Raw genomic sequence first — 16,850 nt, forward strand, 5'->3', positions numbered from 1 at the left:
TTTTTGGTTTATATAGAATTTAAATGTTTTGAAAATGGGGTACGAATGTAGTTTTTTAAGTTTGATGTTCACTTTAAGATATCATTATCTTTAAAAACATTGATCGGTAATATTTAATCTTAAATAGATATTAAGATTCATAATTATTCTTATAGTATTATAAAATTGAATTGGCTAATTACGAAGCGTAAACCTATCTTTTTGTGATTCTGGGAATTGGTATGATTAACAGTATAAATATTTCTATTTATTTAACGCAACCTTTTTATGATCGAATGATCTTATGAATAAGCAATTAAATTTTAAGTATTATGAAGAGAATTAACTTTTTTGTGATATTTGTTTTAATTTTTGTATCCTGTTCTGACGATGATAAACCTATAGTGGAATATTTGGATATTACAGTAAACCATTATCTGGTAACCGAATATATTCCTGCTGAGCATTTAGAATATCTAATAAAAATAGGGGATGAGGAAAATTTTAACCGGCAGATTTCTGAAATTGAAAACTTCGATTTTGAAGATGGTTATGTTTATGAGCTAAGCGTTTTGAAAGAGTATCCAGATCCAGAATTGGTTGGTTCAAAGCCTGGTTATAGCCTTTTAGAAGAAAAAAGCAAATCTAAGGTCGCCGAGGATACACAATTTAAAATAACATTGAAAAATAGCGAAGGTGCTAGTTTTGTAAAAGGCAATGTCACTACCGGATTTACAATTTTAGATTTAATTACTGTTACTTGCGAAACCGAGGATGTTTGTACTAAACTTCAGGAAAGTTTAGAAAATGATAATAAAGTTATAGGAACCTTTACGCATGCCGAAAACGGAGCTTATAATTTAATAGGAATTGATGTAGACTAGGCTTATTCAGCTTTTTCCAATGATGCCATATAGAATCCGTCATAACCAGTTTCTGAAGAAAGAATCTTACGATCTTCTATTAAAGTGAAACTTTTTCCTTCTTCTGAAGCTAAAAAATCTTTCACCTGCATTTGGTTTTCTGAAGGTAACACAGAACAGGTAGCATACACCATTTTACCACCTTTTTTTACGATTTTGGAATACTGTCGTATAATTTCCTGTTGTGTTTTTCGAATTCGGTCTAAAAATTCGGGTTCCAGTTTCCATTTCGCATCTGGATTTCGGCTTAAAACCCCAAGTCCGCTACAAGGCGCATCGATTAAAACTTTATCTGCTTTACCATAAAGTTTTTTGATTACCTTATTATTATCGATGGCACGGGTTTCGATATTATGCGCACCGGCACGTTTAGCGCGACGTTTTAATTCTTTTAATTTATTAGCGTAGATATCTAGAGCGATAACCTGCCCTTTATTTTCCATTAAAGCGGCAAGGTGTAAAGATTTCCCTCCGGCACCTGCACAGGTATCCACTACGCGATCACCGGGTTGAACGCCAAGAAAATTGGCTACCAGCTGCGAAGATGCGTCCTGAACTTCAAATAAACCATTCTGAAAACTTTGTGTCTTAAAAATATTAGCACGTTCTACTAATTGTAATGCGTCTGGATAATCTTTAAGGTTGATGGTTTCAAAACCTTCGTCTGCCAGTTTTTGTTTTAGCGAGCTAACATCTGTTTTTAATCTATTCGCACGAATAATTACAGGAGCTTGTTTATTAAGTGCACCAATTTCTTTTTCCCAGGTTTCCTCACCAAGTTCAGCCACGCCAAGTTCATCTAACCAGTCTGGAACAGATTCTCTAAACTTTCTAATTTTACTAAGCGCATCAAAACGCCCCTTAATACGTCGAGTAGGAGTATCTTCAATTTGTTTCCAATCGGGTAAGGTAATCCCTCGTAAGGTCGCCCAAACTGCGAATAATCTAAAGGCATTTTCCCTGGAAAAAGGTTCTTTAACTTCAGCAATTTCAGCATAAAGACGTTTCCATCTTACAATATCATACGTAGTTTCGGCAATAAAACTACGATCGCGAGCTCCCCAACGCTTATCACGTTTTAAGGTTTTTTCGATCACTTTATCGGCATATTGTCCTTCATTGAAAATCTCTAAAAGGGCATCAACTGTTGCAAAAACTAAATTTCTATGTAAACGCATTGTTAAAATTTAAGGGCACAAAGGTAATCTTTTTTATTGCTGAAACATTTATATTTGAAGGAAATCCACCAAAAACGAATGAAATGAAAAAAGTCTGGATCATAGCCTTGCTGGCTTTTGCGGCCTGCAAAAATGATACAAAATCTACAGATAAGTCTGCTACAGAGGAAACGAAGCTTACTGCACATCGAACTTTTGAAAAAGTAGACATCGAACCCATTCTGGAAAACGATTCTTTAAGTATACGAGCGATTGAAGTTATTGGGAATAATCTGGCTTTTGCAGCAAATCGCGGTACTTATGGCTTATATAATTCAGCTAACAATAAATGGAAATTATCACAGCAAAAATTTGATAGTTTGAGTCCTGAATTTAGAGCGGTAGGAAGTACAGCTAATGATTTTTTTATGCTAAGCGTAGGGAATCCTGCCTTATTGTATAAAACAGGAGACGATGGTAAAATGAAACTGGTCTATAAAGAGGAAAACGGCAAGGTTTTTTATGATGCCATTGCTTTTTGGAATGATAAGGAAGGAATTGCCATGGGTGATCCTACAGCAGACTGCCTATCCATAATTATTACGAGAGATGGTGGGAATAGCTGGGAAAAAATAGACTGTTCAAAATTACCAAAAGCGGCAGAAGGTGAAGCCGCTTTTGCCGCGAGTAACTCTAATATCGCGATTGAAGATGATCATGTTTGGATCTTAAGTGGCGGAATGAAATCGAGAGTATTCCATTCTGCCGACAAAGGGGGGACCTGGGAAGTAGTAGAGACGCCATTAAAGCAGGGAAAGCCAACATTGGGCGGTTATAGTATGGATTTTTATGATGAACAAAACGGAATTATAATAGGGGGGAACTACGAAGATCCTGAAGGTAATACTGGGAATAAAGCCATTACAACAGATGGTGGTAAAACATGGAAGTTGATAGCCGATGGCCAGGAACCGAATTATAAAAGTAGTGTACGATACGTTCCTAACGGAAATGGTGAGGAAATTGTGGCTGTAGGATTTACCGGAATTTCTTATACTAAAGATGCGGGTAAAACCTGGGAGAAACTGAGTGACGAAGGATTTTTTACGCTAAGGTTTTTAAATGATTCTACTGCTTATGCCGCAGGTTCTAAAAGAATTGCAAAGCTTCGTTTTAAATGATTTAGTTTCATTTAAAATTATAGTTATAAAAAAGAATTCCGGAGGACAAATTAATGCCAACCGGAATTCTTACTACTAACTAACCAAAAAACTAAACGTTATTTACTCGATAATCGAGATTAAATGTTTCAGGATCCGATAACCATCGGAATTACTCGAAATAAAAAATAATTTCTAATAAATGCCTAATTGGCTTTCCCTTATTTAAATATTATTCTTCTTTTTCATTATTTCTTTCGCGCTCTTTGTGTTGTCTAGCACGGTATTCTCTAATCAATTTTCTATGGAAATCTTCTTCCAGTTTATGAAGTTTTATAATTTCCTGGGCTGAAAAAATGGTTTTTAAATCGGTAAAATATTTCTTTTTAAGTTCGTAATCTTCTTTTTCGATTTCTACAAATTCTAGTAAAAGATCATTGGCCTTACTTTCAGAAATACATTCTACATCGTTAATTTCTCTGTGCTCCCTACGATAAAGTTCCCGGCGTTTTTCTTCGTATTTATCGTAAATAGGCCAAAATTTTTGTGCTACTTTATTACTAAGCTTAAGTTCCTGAGTAATAAAAGCTGTTTTTAGTGATTTTATACGCTCTCTTTCTTTATCGTCCTGCGCACGCGCTGTTGAAAATCCTAAAATTAACACTAATAGTATTACAATCTTTTTCATAGCAATTATTCTAAAATAAAAGAGGGATCTTCAACATTCTCGTCTAGATACTCAAAAACCGCATCACTATTCATTGTAGCAAAATCTGATTCTTCTACAATGTAACCGTCTTCAATGATCATACTAGAAAATTCTGTATCTGAAAGATCAATATAACCGTCGTCGATATACTGTTCTATAGCAGAAAGTTCTACATCATCCCAACTAGCAGATTGTTCGTTACCCAAGGTAAAAACAGTGGTATATAATCCCACAAAAATAGCGGCCACTGCGGCTGCGTAATAAAAAGTTTTTCTGAAATCTATTTTTATTGATCTTGGTTGTTTATGCTCTATTTTTGCAACCAGTGCATCTTCAAGATCGTCAAAATAATGTCCAGGAACTTTAAATCCAGCCTTTTTAGGGAGTGCTATTTTCTCTAACTGCTTTTCTTCATTACAAACCTTATCACATAAGTTATCCTCCAGATTTTCGAAATATCCGGAAGGCACTTTAAAGCCAGAGGCGCCATGATATGGTATTTTCTCTTCCTTCATTTGAATATTTGACTTGTATAATTTAGAAAGGTTTAATTTGTTTTTAAAAATTCCTCAATTTTTTTTACAGCAATGTGATAAGAGGCTTTTAAAGCACCTTCACTGGTTTCTAAAATATCTGCAATTTCCCGATATTTTAATTCCTCAAAATATTTCATATTAAAAACCTGTTGTTGCTTTTTAGGCAAACTGGCAATGGCCTTTTGTAGTTTAAGCTGAATTTCGGAGCCTTCAAAATAAACATCACTTTCAAGATTATTGATAATGGCACTCTGAAGATCATTTGAGGAAATTTGTAAACGTTTCGATTTTTTATTTAGGAAAGTGATCGACTCATTGGTTGCGATTCTATACATCCAGGAAAATAATTTGCTATCTCCTTTGAACTGATCGATATTTCTAAAAATTTTCATGAACGTATTTTGTAAAACATCATGCGCATCGTCATGATTTTTTACAATATTTCGGATATGCCAATACAAACGTTCCTTGTATAAGGATACAAGTTCTCTAAAGGCTTTCTGTGAAGTTTTACTATCCTTTAATTGTTGTACAAGTAAATTTTCGGTTTTTTCCAAGGGAAAAAATTTAGATTAACTATCCCTTTAAGATGGTTCGGCTAAAATATAGAAAACTTTAAAGCTGAGTAATGTTGTGCTATAAATTTATTAGAATAATAATCCTTACGGCTAAAATATAATTTAGCCTAAAAGCTTAAAAAGCTGTTAAATAGGTACTTCAATTAGCTGTTTATTATTTATCTTTTCGTTTTAAGATTCTTAAATAGTGAAAGTCTTTTTTGCCCAAAATCAAACGTGAGAAAAATGAATACCTAATTAGTATTCATTTTTTTATGCGAAAGATTGCATTTCAACTAACTTTTGATATGTGCCTTTTTTGGCGAGTAACTCGTCGTGTTTTCCCTGTTCTACAATCTCACCGCGTTGCATCACGATAATATTGTCGGCATTTTGAATAGTACTTAAACGATGCGCTATTACTATTGAAGTTCTATTACGCATCATATTTTCTAAGGCTTTTTGCACCAGTTTTTCACTTTCGGTATCTAAAGCTGAGGTAGCTTCATCTAAAATCATGATCGGCGGATTTTTGAGTACAGCCCTGGCAATCGAAAGTCGTTGTTTTTGCCCTCCACTTAATTTGTTTCCAGAATCACCAATATTGGTGTCCAGACCTAGTGGCATCTGCGAAATGAATTCCCAGGCATTGGCAATTTTTAATGCTTCGATAATTTCCTCTTCAGTAGCATTATCTTTTCCTAAAGCAACATTATTCCTAATCGTGTCATTAAACAAAATAGAATCCTGGGTTACCAGCCCCATTAGATTTCGTAAAGATTGCTTCGAAATTTCACGAATATCGATACCATCGATTTTTATGTCTCCTTTAGATACGTCGTAAAAACGGGTAATAAGGTTTGCGATGGTCGATTTTCCGCTTCCAGATTGCCCTACAAGTGCAATGGTACGACCTTTAGGAACATCCATGCTAAAATTCTTTAAAACCAGCTCTTTTTCGTATTTAAAATCGATATTTTTGACTTCAATTTTTGTATCGAAACTTTCTTTGTTGATGGCGTTAGGGGCGTCTTTCAGAGTAGTTTCAGTTTCTATGATTTCTAAAATACGCTCGGCACTGGCATTTCCTTTTTGAACGCTATAGGTCGCTTTTGAAATTGCTTTTGCCGGCGTAAGAATATTATAAGTTAAGACCAAAAAACCTATAAAGGTAGCAGCATCCATGGTTTGATCTATTAAAACCATATTTCCGCCAAACCAAAGGACGATCGTGATCACCAAAACTCCTAAAAATTCACTCATGGGAGAAGCAAGGTTTTGGCGATGTAATAAGGTATTCAACGTAGTATTTAATCTACTTGTACTTGCCTGAAATTTATTTCTGAATTTTCCTTCAGCATTAAAACCCTTAATGATCTTTAAACTGGAAAGCGTTTCTTCCACCACTGATAAAAAATAGGCATTTTCCTGCTGAGCAATGGTCGATTTTGCTTTCAATTTTTTTCCGATAGAAGAAATGATTAATCCTGAAATTGGTAAAAAAATGAGGACAAATATCGTGAGTTTCCAGCTTAGGGCTACCATTCCCACTAAAGTAAATAGTAGTGTTAATGGCTCTTTTACAAACATTTCTAACATACTAAGAAATGAAGATTGAATTTCCTGTACATCGCTGGTAATCCTTGAAATGATATCCCCTTTTCTTTTTTCAGAAAAATAAGAAACAGGAAGTTCTGTGATCTTTTCGTATATTTTATCGCGTATGTCTTTAAGCATGCCGTTTCTTAAAGTTGCAATAAAATACATTGCCATATAATTAAACATGTTTTTGATAAAAAACAAGATAATGATCACGATGCAGATAGTAATAAGGGCAGAGATCTGCCCATATTCTTCTATCCGTTGGTTTAAAAAAAAGTTTGCATATTCCTCAGCAAAATCTTTAAAATGTTTCCAATTACCGTCCCAGATGGGTTCTGTGGTAATAGGTTTATTTACCTGAAATAGCACTTGTAGCATTGGTATAAATGCCAAAAATGATAAGGTGCTAAATAAGGCGTAAAAAACATTGCTAATAATATTCAATATTGCATAGCGCTTGTATGGCTTCGCAAATTGAAGAACTTTTTTTAAGTAACTCATATAAAACTAAGGACTTAACCTAATTGCAATTCAGCTTTAATTCGGCTGATTTTCTCTTTTAATTCTTTATTCTTGTCTTCAAAATCACTCACACTTTCTAAAGAAGTATTTACGCTGAAATAGAATTTGATCTTCGGCTCGGTTCCACTTGGTCGTGCTGCGATCTTGGTTCCGTCTTCAGTATAATAAATAAGTACGTTAGATTTTGGTATAGTGATCTGGGTTTCGGTATGGTCATTTTGGTTTTTAGCGATAGAAGATTGATAATCTTCTACTAAAACTACTTTTTCACCATCGATAGTTTCCCATGGTTTTTCCCTAAGGTCGATAAGCATTTGTTTGATTTCCTGTTCCCCTTCAATTCCTTTTTTAACCAAAGAAATTAATTCTTCTTTATATAAGCCGTAAGTAGTATAAAGTTCCAATAGTTTTTTATAGAACGAGCTTCCCTGAGCTTTTAAGAATGCTGAAATTTCACAGGCTAATAGGGTAGAGGTCACGGCATCTTTATCGCGAACAAAATCGCCAACCATATAACCAAAACTTTCTTCACCACCACCAATAAAATCAAGTTCTGGGTGATCTTTTATTAATTTGGCGATCCATTTAAAACCGGTTAACACCTCTTTATATTCTACTCCGTAGGCTTCAGAAAGGTTTTTAAGCATTGGTGTAGAAACGATGGTAGAGGCAATAAATTCGTTGCCATCCATCTTATCAGCTTTTTTCCATTGCTCTAACAGGAACCAGGTCATAACGATCATGGTTTGGTTTCCGTTCAAGAGTTCAAGTTTATTGTCACTGTTTCTAACGGCAATTCCTAGTCGGTCACAATCAGGATCTGTACCTATTACGATATCTGCACCTTTTTCTTCAGCAATATCCAGGGCCATTTTTAAGGCTTCTGGCTCTTCTGGATTTGGTGATTTTACGGTTGGAAAATTACCGTCTGGTTCACGTTGCTCTTCCACAATGGTTACATTGGTAAATCCAGCTTTTTCTAATACCGGCGGAACCATGGTGATTGAAGTTCCGTGTAAAGAAGTAAAAACAATCCCTAAATTTGCCTTTGCTTCTGCTGAAGTATCAAAGCTTCCATTTTTTACCGATTCATCGATAAATTTTTCATCAACATCTTTATCTATTTTGTGAATTAAATCGGTATTCGCATCAAAATTAATTGCTTCGTATGCTAATCCGTTAATTTCTTCAACCAAAGCTTTGTCCTGTGGCGGTACCAATTGGCCACCATCCTGCCAGTACACTTTGTACCCGTTGTATTCTGGTGGATTATGGCTGGCGGTCAAAACAATTCCGCAGTGACAATCAAGATCTTTTACCGCAAAAGAAAGCTCTGGAGTAGGCCTAAGATCTGAAAATAAAAATACTTCGATGTCATTTGCTGAAAAAACATTCGCCACTACCTGTGCCAGTTCTTTACTATTATTTCTACAATCGTAAGCGATGGCAACCTTTAAAGATGCTCCTGAAAATTCTCTTTTTAAGAAGTTAGAAAGTCCCTGAGTATTTTTACCTAAGGTATATTTGTTGATTCGGTTGGTACCAACACCCATCACTCCGCGCATTCCACCCGTACCAAATTCTGCATTTTTATAAAAGCTATCCTCTAATTCTTTAGGGTTATTTTCTATAAGATTATTGATTTCCTTTTTAGTTTCTTCATCAAAAACATCGGTAAGCCAGGTTTTGGCTTTCGCTAAAATTTCAGGTTTAGGTTGTGACATAATTTTGGTTTTAGTTTTAGTAGTGAACACAAAATAGAGTTCAAAAATAATATTTTCTATATTGAAACTTAATAATTCTCTGTAGTTTTAGTAATAAGATAACGTTCTTTATCCCTTTTACTTCGCAATATCAGTTCTCCAACAAATCCTGCAAGAAACAATTGGGAACCTATAATCATCACGGTAAGTGCAATGTAGAACCAAGGATTTAGCGCTACTAAAATATTAGGTTCGTTATGATACATTTTATAAAGCTTGGAAAATCCTACAAATCCGGCCGTAAAAAATCCGATGATAAACATTAAAACACCCAAAGATCCAAATAAATGCATGGGGCGGCGACCAAATTTAGATAAAAACCAGATAGTTAATAAATCCAGAAAGCCAAAAATAAAACGTTCAGCCCCAAATTTAGTTTTTCCATATTTTCTGGCCTGGTGTTGTACTTCTTTTTCTGTAATTCTATAAAATCCTGCATTTTTTGCTAAAACAGGGATGTAGCGATGCATTTCACCATACACATCGATATTTTTTACCACCGCTTTGTTGTAGGCCTTTAAACCACAGTTAAAATCGTGTAATTTTAATCCAGAAGTCTTTCTTGCCGCGGCATTAAATAGTTTTGAAGGTAAATTTTTGGCTAAAACAGAATCATATCGCTTTTTTTTCCATCCAGAAACTAATTGATATTGTTCTTCAGCAATCATTTTATAAAGTTCCGGGATCTCATCAGGATTGTCCTGAAGGTCGGCATCCATGGTAATCACTACATCGCCTTCTGCTTTTAAAAAGCCAGCATGTAACGCCTGAGATTTACCATAATTACGATTAAATTTTATGCCTTTAACCGCTTTATCTTTATCGGCAATAGCAGCGATTGTTTTCCAGGAACCATCGGTGCTGCCATCATCAATAAAAATGATCTCGTAAGAAAAGGAATTGGATCGCATAACTTTGGCGATCCAATTGTATAATTCTGCTAAAGATTGCTCTTCATTAAGAAGAGGTATAATTACGGAAATCTGCATTAAATTTTATTTTCTAATAAGCTTGCGGATCTTTTTTTCTGAAAATTAACGCCAGAATAAGTCCAATTACAGCCCAAAATGCCAATTGGTATACATATGATTTAAGTTGATTTAATAACGAAAATTGATTGTTTTCCATTATTTCCTGAACAGCTTTATTAATATCTGCTTCTGGAACACCAAAATTGTCCATCATATTTCTGGTCATTTCAGCCGTATATTCCATTACGGTTTGTGCTGCTTCTGAATCTACAAAATTAAAAATAATTATAGTTGTAATAGTACTAATAAGTAATCCAATTGCAATTGGAATAAAAGCAGCAATAAATGCATTTTTAAAGGAGAAAGCAGGATTCGCTAAAACTTTTCTTGTTTTTATCTCGGCCGCAACTAAGAATGCGATAATGATAAGGAAATTAAGAACACCTAACCACCATTTTGTAAATAGTTCTAAATTGAAAGCATAAGCAAGTACAGTGACTAAACTTAGAAATATACCAATGTAAATTCCAAAAGGAGCTGCAACCGATTTAACTGAAGTAGAGTTTTCCATTTTTTTGATTAATTTTGTTATTTATCGGTTAGTAAGCAAATATAGTAAAACGTTACATAGGGGATAAATAAAAAAATATTTTTAATTGGTATTGTATTAATGAATAAAATGTTTAAATTTGCACCCTGAAAATTAAAAGATCAAAGCGATGAAGCAAGGAATCCATCCGGAAAATTATAGATTGGTAGCATTTAAAGATATGTCTAACGACGATGTATTCATTACAAAATCTACCGCAAAGACAAAAGAAACTATTGAAGTAGAAGGTACTGAATATCCATTAATCAAATTAGAGATTTCCAGAACTTCTCATCCATACTATACCGGGCAGACTAAGCTTGTGGATAGTGCTGGTAGAATTGACAAATTCAAGAATAAATACGCTAAATTCAAGAAGAATAAGTAATTTTTCTGGATTAAAGAATATATAGTAAGGCTGCTTTTTGCAGCCTTTTTTTGTTTTTATGCCTATTTTTTACATTGATTTTAACTTGATTTTCTTTAAACTTACCTAATTCGCTTTAACTTTATAAAAATTTTGTGCGGAAATGAATTATATACTTTTTGATGGTTCGGTAAGAAACCAGTTACTCCCTTTTACCTTTACCCGCCCGGTAGCCGATATTAGATTCGGTATATTAACCATGCGCGAGCGCTGGGAATATATTCTTGGTAGTACTACATCAACGATTACCGAAGATTACCTGAGCGAAAAGTGGCCATTAGTTGAATTTGAGGAAAATGTGATGATTAATGCCGCTTATTTTCCTTCTTCAGCATTTATCGATCAGGTGAAGAATCTGCAAAAAAACGAAGCAATTTTTGATGGAGAAGAAATCGTTGCTTTTTATGCCGAAGAAGATCAGGAGGTCGATTTTACAGCATTTAAACAATTGGAAATTGCAGGAGAGGTTCTTAAATTAGCCTATACCTGGGATATATTTTCAAAAAATGGGATTGCGATTCAATTCGATTTTAAATTAATTACTGAAGATCGTGAATCTCAGCCTATAGATTCCTCGAATTACGTAAAAAATCCGGAAAATATTTTTATTGAAGAAGGTGCTGTTGTTGAAAATTGCTCATTAAACGCCAGTAATGGTCCAATTTATATTGGGAAAGATTCTTTGGTGATGGAAGGTTGCTTTTTTCGTGGCCCTATTGCGATTGGTGAAGAAGCTATCGTGAAAATGGGTGCTAAAATATACGGAGCCACAACGATAGGTCCCGGGAGTAGGGCAGGAGGAGAGATTAATAATTCGGTATTATTCCAAAACTCCAATAAAGGTCATGAGGGATATTTAGGAAATTCGGTATTGGGTGAATGGTGTAATTTAGGTGCCGATACCAATAACTCTAATCTTAAAAACAATTACGCTGAAGTCCGTCTTTGGGATTATGAAACAGAAGGTTTTGCAAAAACCGGACTCCAATTTTGTGGTTTAATGATGGGCGATCATAGTAAATGCGGAATCAATTCGATGTTTAATACCGGCACAGTGGTTGGCGTGAGTTGTAATATCTTTGGAACGGGATATCCACGAAATTTTATACCCAGTTTTAGCTGGGGTGGAAGCTCGGGAATGACCACCTACCAAACCAAAAAAGTTTTTGAAGTCGCCAGGCTTGTTTTAGAACGTCGTAAAATGGAATTTACCGAGCAGGATGAAGCGATTTTAGAACATGTATTTGAAGAAACATCTAAGTATCGTAGATATTAAAATTAGATGTTAGATCCCTTCGCTTTTAGATATTAGAAGCTAGATATTTTAAATATGAAAGAAATCTTCTCTAAAACATTAAATACCAGAAGATAGAAAGAACAATAATCATAATTACAGCGGTAAAGGCGATAACTCTTTGCCGCTTTTTGTTATTTTCAGCTTTGATTTTTTGACCTAACTTGCTGAGTTCTTCTTTAGAAAGCTTGTCGTAATCACTAAGTTTCCCAAGTTTAGACCCTGTTTTTTCGGCATAGCGTTCTAGCTGAGAAGTCCTTTTTCTCCTATTGTTACGCTGACTAACAATTGCCGCTATGGCGCTTCCAAAACTCATATTATAAATTTAGAAAAAAGAATATAGATCTTAGAAATTAGACTCATAATTTTTGATCGTTAAAATTATCAGACATCTTAAGTCTCTTGTCTCTTGTCTCTTGTCTCTTGTCTCTTGTCTCTTGTCTCTTGTCTCTTGTCTCTTGTCTCTTGTCTCTTGTCTCTTGTCTCAATTCTACAAAACCAATTCCTCAAAAAGGCAATCTAAAGTTTTCTCCAGATCCTTGCTAAATCCGGGGTGGGTCTGGGAGGTTTGTATTACTGAACTACGGGTTGCAGTTAGCCATCGAAACCTAGAAGCGGCGTCCATTTGCCCAATGGGTCCGGAATCTTTTTCGCCTATACAAATTCGTTTAAAAGATTCTAAATTCTTTTGGATTTCTTCAGGATCACAATCGGGGCAAATCGTTTTTAGTTTTTTGTTATCCAAATGATAGCGCATGTTGATATAGCGGGTGCTTTTGGAAAAAATCCCAACGCCCACATTTATAAATTCTTCTCGTTCTACTTTAGGGACGATTCTTATGACGGCGTACTCATATAAGTGATTCTCTTGCATCTTGCGCTTGTTTTGTGAAAATTTCAGAATGAGTTAATCGTACTGTTAAGAAATTCAGGTAAACTTCTCGAATTTCAGCAGGCGTTTCATCGGCGCCTTCCCAAAGTAACCAATCTTCAGGAATTAAATTCACGATATTTTGTAAAACTTCCGGAGTCAATTGCTGCTTAAACTCGTGGTCAGCCTCTTTAATTTTACTGGCTTGTGGTAGTAACACATGATCTTTGATAAAAGCAAAAGGTGTTTTCGCGGTTTTTTCCCAATTGGTCCACGAATGATGAAAATACAACGAAGCACCATGATCGATAAGCCAGAGTTCTTTATGCCAGCTTAGCATATTGGTATTTTTAAATGTACGATCGATATTGGTTAAATAGGCATCCAGCCAGACAATTTTCGAGGCGGTTTCGGGATCAATTTCAGTAACTACGGGATCATAATTAATGGCTCCAGATAAAAAATGAAGTCCCAAATTTAAACCCTGACTTCCTTTTAAAAGATCCTGAATTTCTTCGTCTCCTTCGGTTCTTCCAAACGCTTCATCCAGATGAGCAAAAACAATTTCAGGAACATTAAAACCTAAAAAGCGTGCAATTTCACCCCCAATCAAGTCGGCAATTAAAGCTTTACTGCCATGCCCGGCACCTCGAAATTTTATGACATATTTAAAATCATCGTCGGCATCGGCAAGCGCGGGTAAAGAACCACCTTCTCGTAATGGTGTGATGTAACGCATCACATTCACCGTTCGTAATTCAAAAGCCTTATTGCTCATCCCTTTTAATTTTCAGCAAATATAAATTTTTCTGAATGCTCTTAAACCTATGATTGTGGAAAATAGCAGTAGTTTTTATATTTCAGTTTTAGAAATATCTATACTGAAATTGGAGATTTTAGCGTCTGCTTTCTTCGGAAATATCTAATTTTTAAACCCTCTCAATTATGATATTATTATAAATATAATGGAATCCTTATATTTATAATAATAATGATTTTTGTCATTCCGTTCCGATAGCTATCGGAATTGATCCGGAATCTAATACAGATTTAAAAAAAACAAGATTTTGAGTATGGGACCCTGAATCAAGTCCGCCTGCCGGACGGGCAGGTTCAGGGTGACAGTATTGTCAAAATTCATTACATCTATTTAAAAAATATATAAATGTTTTAAACGATTGATTTACAAACTTTAAAACAATCCTTCCAATTTTAGTAAACCAATTTTAGATAGTATATTTGCAGCCCGAATAAGGTAAAACGTGTTTTTGCTAAAAAGAGCAGGAAAATGATAGATAAAAAAGTTGCTTTTTATACACTAGGTTGCAAATTAAATTTCTCTGAAACTTCAACAATTGCAAGGTCTTTCCAGGAGGAAGGATTTCAGAAGGTCGAATTTAACGAGTATGCAGATATTTATGTAATCAATACATGTTCTGTGACCGAGAATGCCGATAAGCGTTTTAAAACCATCGTAAAACAGGCTCAAAAAACTAATGAAGATGCTTTTATCGTTGGGGTGGGGTGTTATGCCCAGTTGAAGCCCGAAGAGCTTGCTGCGGTAGATGGTGTGGATCTTGTTTTGGGAGCTACCGAGAAATTTAAAATCACCGATTATCTTAATGACCTTTCTAAAAACGATTTTGGAGAAGTACATAGTTGCGAAATTCAGGAAGCCGATTTTTACGTGGGGTCATACTCTATAGGGGATCGTACCAGGGCTTTTCTAAAGGTTCAGGATGGTTGTGATTATAAATGTACGTATTGTACCATTCCTTTAGCACGCGGAATTTCACGAAGTGATAAACTAGAAAATGTTTTACAAAATGCGGCCGAAATTTCTGAACAGGGCATTAAAGAAATCGTGCTTACCGGGGTGAATATTGGGGATTACGGGAAAGGCGAGTTTGGAAATAAAAAGCATGAGCATACTTTTTTAGATTTGGTAAAAGCTTTAGATGAAGTTGATGGGATCGAAAGACTTCGAATTTCTTCTATCGAACCGAATTTGCTGAAGAATGAAACCATCGATTTTGTATCCCAAAGCAATACGTTTGTGCCACACTTTCATATTCCATTGCAAAGTGGTAGCAATGATATCCTTAAATTGATGCGTCGTCGTTATTTACGTGAATTATATGTAGATCGTGTTGCGCAAATTAAAAAAGTGATGCCCAACGCCTGTATTGGGGTAGATGTAATTGTTGGTTTCCCAGGGGAGACCGATGAGCATTTTCTGGAAACCTATACCTTTTTAACCGAACTTGATATTTCTTATTTACACGTTTTTACTTATTCTGAACGTGATAACACTCCTGCTGCTGAAATGAGCGGAGTAGTTTCCACCAAGGTCCGTAAAAAACGGAGCAAAATGTTGCGTGGTCTTTCAGCTAAAAAACGTAGAGCATTTTACGAAAGTCAGTTAGGAACCACTCATATTGTTCTTTTTGAAGGCGAAAACAAAGAAGGGTATATACATGGGTTTACCGAGAATTATGTAAAAGTGAAAGCCCCGTGGAATCCGGAGCTTGTAAATACACTTCATCAAATTCAGCTTACTGAAATCGACGAAGATGGTCTTGTACGGTTTGAATACGTAAAGGAAGCGGTAAGCGCTTAAATATTAATTCCTACCGGTAAAAGATCCTTATACTTTCTGCGGTTACGCCGCATAAATTTGGCGATATCGGGATGCGTTGGCATCACCCGAAAATTGGTATTCTCTTTAATTTCAGCTAAAACAGCCTCGATGAATTTGTTGGTGGTTTCCTCATCATCAAAACCCTTAGGCATTTTAAGTTTGGTGAGGAAAATTTTACGTTCCTGGTCGGCATACTCGATAATGGCCAACTCGCCATTTAAAGTAGTTTCGAATTGTCTTAAAAATTCATTGTTGGTAATTTTAAAATCCTCTTCATTCATCATATAATTGTTTAACTCTGAATTCGGTATATTCATTTTTACCGAATTCAGAAAGTTTTTACTATTTCATTGGGACTTCAATAAGCAGTATTTTACTATCCTTACTGAAAGATACTTCGAAATTTTCGGTTTCAGAAATTCCCATAGCATCTCTTTTATTCAGCTTTTCACCGTCGATGCTGGCTTCTCCTTCAATCAAAAATACATAAACACCACTATTTTTCCCTTTTATAGTATAAGCAAAATCTGTGCCTTGTTCAAAATTCCCAAGTGACAGGTAAGCTTGCTGATGGATCCAAAGGGCATTTTCAAAATCATTTCCTTTAGGTCCTACCACGGTTACCAGTTTATTTGGACTCAATAATCCAGAAAAGTTTTTCTGGTCGTATCTAGGTTCTACATTTTCTTTTTCAGGAAATATCCAGATTTGTAAAAGGTTTAATGTTTCTGAAGAATTTGGGTTAAACTCACTATGTTCTACACCGGTGCCGGCACTCATTACCTGTACCTCTCCTGCATTAATAGTCGATGCATTTCCCATAGAATCTTTATGGGCAATAGCGCCCTGTAAAGGTATGCTTATTATTTCCATATTTTGGTGAGGATGCGTTCCAAAACCCATTCCGCCTTTTACTAAATCATCATTTAACACCCGTAAAAGTCCGAAATGAACATTATTAGGATTAAAATAATTAGCGAAGCTGAAAGAGTAGCGGGCATTAAGCCATCCAAAATCTGCTTTTCCTCTTAAATCTGCTGGATAAATTGTCTTTTTCATTTTTCTTTTTCTTTTATGTAAGCCAATAATTAAGTCTTATTTTTGAAAGTAAAATTTCTCTGGGCAATCCAGGGAGACGTTTACCAAAAA

General features: G+C 35.2%; 18 protein-coding genes. 5 read left to right on the top strand and 13 right to left on the bottom strand.

The genetic code is table 11. The features are described 5' to 3' along the window. Nucleotides 1–311: 311 nt before the first annotated feature. Nucleotides 312–863 (top strand): DUF4377 domain-containing protein, encoded by a 552-nt coding sequence (locus L1967_RS03305; RefSeq protein WP_249600298.1) that lies wholly within the window; start codon nucleotides 312–314, stop codon nucleotides 861–863. A gap of 2 nt (nucleotides 864–865) precedes the next feature. On the opposite strand, the gene L1967_RS03310 is transcribed toward L1967_RS03305, so the two are convergent. Beyond that, nucleotides 866–2,080: an RsmB/NOP family class I SAM-dependent RNA methyltransferase gene (locus L1967_RS03310; RefSeq protein WP_249600299.1), complete on the bottom strand. Its 1,215-nt coding sequence runs from the start codon at nucleotides 2,078–2,080 to the stop codon at nucleotides 866–868. An 83-nt stretch (nucleotides 2,081–2,163) separates the two neighbouring features. On the opposite strand from L1967_RS03310, the gene L1967_RS03315 reads away from it, so the two are divergent. Then, nucleotides 2,164–3,240, top strand: a complete 1,077-nt coding sequence (locus L1967_RS03315; RefSeq protein ID WP_249600300.1) for a WD40/YVTN/BNR-like repeat-containing protein — start codon at nucleotides 2,164–2,166, stop codon at nucleotides 3,238–3,240. A 211-nt stretch (nucleotides 3,241–3,451) separates the two neighbouring features. Here the strand turns inward: L1967_RS03315 and L1967_RS03320 are convergent, their stop codons facing one another. The 7 genes from L1967_RS03320 to L1967_RS03350 all read right to left on the bottom strand — a co-directional run bounded on the left by L1967_RS03320 (nucleotide 3,452) and on the right by L1967_RS03350 (nucleotide 10,450). Further along, nucleotides 3,452–3,907: a hypothetical protein gene (locus tag L1967_RS03320; protein ID WP_249600301.1), complete on the bottom strand. Its 456-nt coding sequence runs from the start codon at nucleotides 3,905–3,907 to the stop codon at nucleotides 3,452–3,454. Nucleotides 3,908–3,912: 5 nt separating this feature from the next. Further along, a complete protein-coding gene (locus L1967_RS03325; RefSeq protein ID WP_249600302.1) occupies nucleotides 3,913–4,443 on the bottom strand; it encodes a hypothetical protein in 531 nt (176 codons plus the stop codon). Nucleotides 4,444–4,475: 32 nt separating this feature from the next. Further along, nucleotides 4,476–5,021: an RNA polymerase sigma factor gene (locus L1967_RS03330; RefSeq protein ID WP_249600303.1), complete on the bottom strand. Its 546-nt coding sequence runs from the start codon at nucleotides 5,019–5,021 to the stop codon at nucleotides 4,476–4,478. A 273-nt stretch (nucleotides 5,022–5,294) separates the two neighbouring features. Then, nucleotides 5,295–7,124: an ABC transporter ATP-binding protein gene (locus L1967_RS03335; RefSeq protein WP_249600304.1), complete on the bottom strand. Its 1,830-nt coding sequence runs from the start codon at nucleotides 7,122–7,124 to the stop codon at nucleotides 5,295–5,297. A 14-nt stretch (nucleotides 7,125–7,138) separates the two neighbouring features. Next, nucleotides 7,139–8,869, bottom strand: a complete 1,731-nt coding sequence (locus tag L1967_RS03340) for a phospho-sugar mutase (protein ID WP_249600305.1) — start codon at nucleotides 8,867–8,869, stop codon at nucleotides 7,139–7,141. Between the two features lie 68 nt (nucleotides 8,870–8,937). Beyond that, the gene (locus tag L1967_RS03345) at nucleotides 8,938–9,897 is read right to left on the bottom strand and encodes a glycosyltransferase family 2 protein (RefSeq protein WP_249600306.1); all 960 of its coding nucleotides are present in this window, start codon (nucleotides 9,895–9,897) and stop codon (nucleotides 8,938–8,940) included. Nucleotides 9,898–9,910: 13 nt separating this feature from the next. Next, on the bottom strand, nucleotides 9,911–10,450 hold the full coding sequence (locus L1967_RS03350; RefSeq protein ID WP_249600307.1) for a DUF4199 domain-containing protein: 540 nt from the start codon (nucleotides 10,448–10,450) through the stop codon (nucleotides 9,911–9,913). Between the two features lie 148 nt (nucleotides 10,451–10,598). Between L1967_RS03350 and L1967_RS03355 the strand changes: the two genes are divergently transcribed. Both L1967_RS03355 and L1967_RS03360 read left to right on the top strand, forming a co-directional pair. Beyond that, complete coding sequence (locus tag L1967_RS03355) at nucleotides 10,599–10,856, top strand: type B 50S ribosomal protein L31 (protein WP_249600308.1); 258 nt, start codon at nucleotides 10,599–10,601, stop codon at nucleotides 10,854–10,856. Between the two features lie 142 nt (nucleotides 10,857–10,998). Further along, nucleotides 10,999–12,171: a GlmU family protein gene (locus L1967_RS03360; RefSeq protein ID WP_249600309.1), complete on the top strand. Its 1,173-nt coding sequence runs from the start codon at nucleotides 10,999–11,001 to the stop codon at nucleotides 12,169–12,171. A 70-nt stretch (nucleotides 12,172–12,241) separates the two neighbouring features. On the opposite strand, the gene L1967_RS03365 is transcribed toward L1967_RS03360, so the two are convergent. From L1967_RS03365 to L1967_RS03375, 3 genes are all read right to left on the bottom strand, one after another. Continuing rightward, complete coding sequence (locus tag L1967_RS03365; protein WP_249600310.1) at nucleotides 12,242–12,505, bottom strand: hypothetical protein; 264 nt, start codon at nucleotides 12,503–12,505, stop codon at nucleotides 12,242–12,244. A gap of 174 nt (nucleotides 12,506–12,679) precedes the next feature. Beyond that, nucleotides 12,680–13,063, bottom strand: a complete 384-nt coding sequence (locus L1967_RS03370; protein ID WP_249600311.1) for a DUF3037 domain-containing protein — start codon at nucleotides 13,061–13,063, stop codon at nucleotides 12,680–12,682. After that, a complete protein-coding gene (locus L1967_RS03375) occupies nucleotides 13,041–13,838 on the bottom strand; it encodes a HipA family kinase (RefSeq protein WP_249600312.1) in 798 nt (265 codons plus the stop codon). Before L1967_RS03375 ends, L1967_RS03370 begins: the two co-directional genes overlap by 23 nt. A gap of 510 nt (nucleotides 13,839–14,348) precedes the next feature. On the opposite strand from L1967_RS03375, the gene mtaB reads away from it, so the two are divergent. Then, nucleotides 14,349–15,680, top strand: a complete 1,332-nt coding sequence (gene mtaB, locus L1967_RS03380; RefSeq protein WP_249600313.1) for a tRNA (N(6)-L-threonylcarbamoyladenosine(37)-C(2))-methylthiotransferase MtaB — start codon at nucleotides 14,349–14,351, stop codon at nucleotides 15,678–15,680. On the opposite strand, the gene L1967_RS03385 is transcribed toward mtaB, so the two are convergent. Both L1967_RS03385 and L1967_RS03390 read right to left on the bottom strand, forming a co-directional pair. Then, a complete protein-coding gene (locus tag L1967_RS03385) occupies nucleotides 15,677–16,018 on the bottom strand; it encodes an N-acetyltransferase (protein ID WP_249600314.1) in 342 nt (113 codons plus the stop codon). The genes mtaB and L1967_RS03385 overlap by 4 nt on opposite strands. A 25-nt stretch (nucleotides 16,019–16,043) precedes the next feature. After that, entirely contained in the window at nucleotides 16,044–16,760 is a 717-nt protein-coding gene (locus tag L1967_RS03390; RefSeq protein WP_249600315.1) for a pirin family protein, read from the bottom strand. Nucleotides 16,761–16,850: the final 90 nt, after the last annotated feature.

It is taken from the genome of Zunongwangia pacifica, assembly GCF_023499215.1.
In the GTDB taxonomy this organism is placed as follows: domain Bacteria; phylum Bacteroidota; class Bacteroidia; order Flavobacteriales; family Flavobacteriaceae; genus Zunongwangia; species Zunongwangia pacifica.

Excerpts from the sequence above, each read along its gene's own strand:
- L1967_RS03305 (WP_249600298.1), top strand. The coding sequence starts at position 312 with ATGAAGAGAATTAACTTTTTTGTGATATTTGTTTTAATTTTTGTATCC.
- L1967_RS03335 (WP_249600304.1), bottom strand. The coding sequence starts at position 7,124 with ATGAGTTACTTAAAAAAAGTTCTTCAATTTGCGAAGCCATACAAGCGC.
- L1967_RS03375 (WP_249600312.1), bottom strand. The coding sequence starts at position 13,838 with ATGAGCAATAAGGCTTTTGAATTACGAACGGTGAATGTGATGCGTTAC.
- L1967_RS03315 (WP_249600300.1), top strand. The coding sequence starts at position 2,164 with ATGAAAAAAGTCTGGATCATAGCCTTGCTGGCTTTTGCGGCCTGCAAA.
- L1967_RS03370 (WP_249600311.1), bottom strand. The coding sequence starts at position 13,063 with ATGCAAGAGAATCACTTATATGAGTACGCCGTCATAAGAATCGTCCCT.
- L1967_RS03390 (WP_249600315.1), bottom strand. The coding sequence starts at position 16,760 with ATGAAAAAGACAATTTATCCAGCAGATTTAAGAGGAAAAGCAGATTTT.
- L1967_RS03340 (WP_249600305.1), bottom strand. The coding sequence starts at position 8,869 with ATGTCACAACCTAAACCTGAAATTTTAGCGAAAGCCAAAACCTGGCTT.
- L1967_RS03360 (WP_249600309.1), top strand. The coding sequence starts at position 10,999 with ATGAATTATATACTTTTTGATGGTTCGGTAAGAAACCAGTTACTCCCT.
- mtaB (WP_249600313.1), top strand. The coding sequence starts at position 14,349 with ATGATAGATAAAAAAGTTGCTTTTTATACACTAGGTTGCAAATTAAAT.
- L1967_RS03320 (WP_249600301.1), bottom strand. The coding sequence starts at position 3,907 with ATGAAAAAGATTGTAATACTATTAGTGTTAATTTTAGGATTTTCAACA.
- L1967_RS03365 (WP_249600310.1), bottom strand. The coding sequence starts at position 12,505 with ATGAGTTTTGGAAGCGCCATAGCGGCAATTGTTAGTCAGCGTAACAAT.
- L1967_RS03355 (WP_249600308.1), top strand. The coding sequence starts at position 10,599 with ATGAAGCAAGGAATCCATCCGGAAAATTATAGATTGGTAGCATTTAAA.
- L1967_RS03310 (WP_249600299.1), bottom strand. The coding sequence starts at position 2,080 with ATGCGTTTACATAGAAATTTAGTTTTTGCAACAGTTGATGCCCTTTTA.
- L1967_RS03385 (WP_249600314.1), bottom strand. The coding sequence starts at position 16,018 with ATGAATATACCGAATTCAGAGTTAAACAATTATATGATGAATGAAGAG.
- L1967_RS03350 (WP_249600307.1), bottom strand. The coding sequence starts at position 10,450 with ATGGAAAACTCTACTTCAGTTAAATCGGTTGCAGCTCCTTTTGGAATT.
- L1967_RS03325 (WP_249600302.1), bottom strand. The coding sequence starts at position 4,443 with ATGAAGGAAGAGAAAATACCATATCATGGCGCCTCTGGCTTTAAAGTG.
- L1967_RS03345 (WP_249600306.1), bottom strand. The coding sequence starts at position 9,897 with ATGCAGATTTCCGTAATTATACCTCTTCTTAATGAAGAGCAATCTTTA.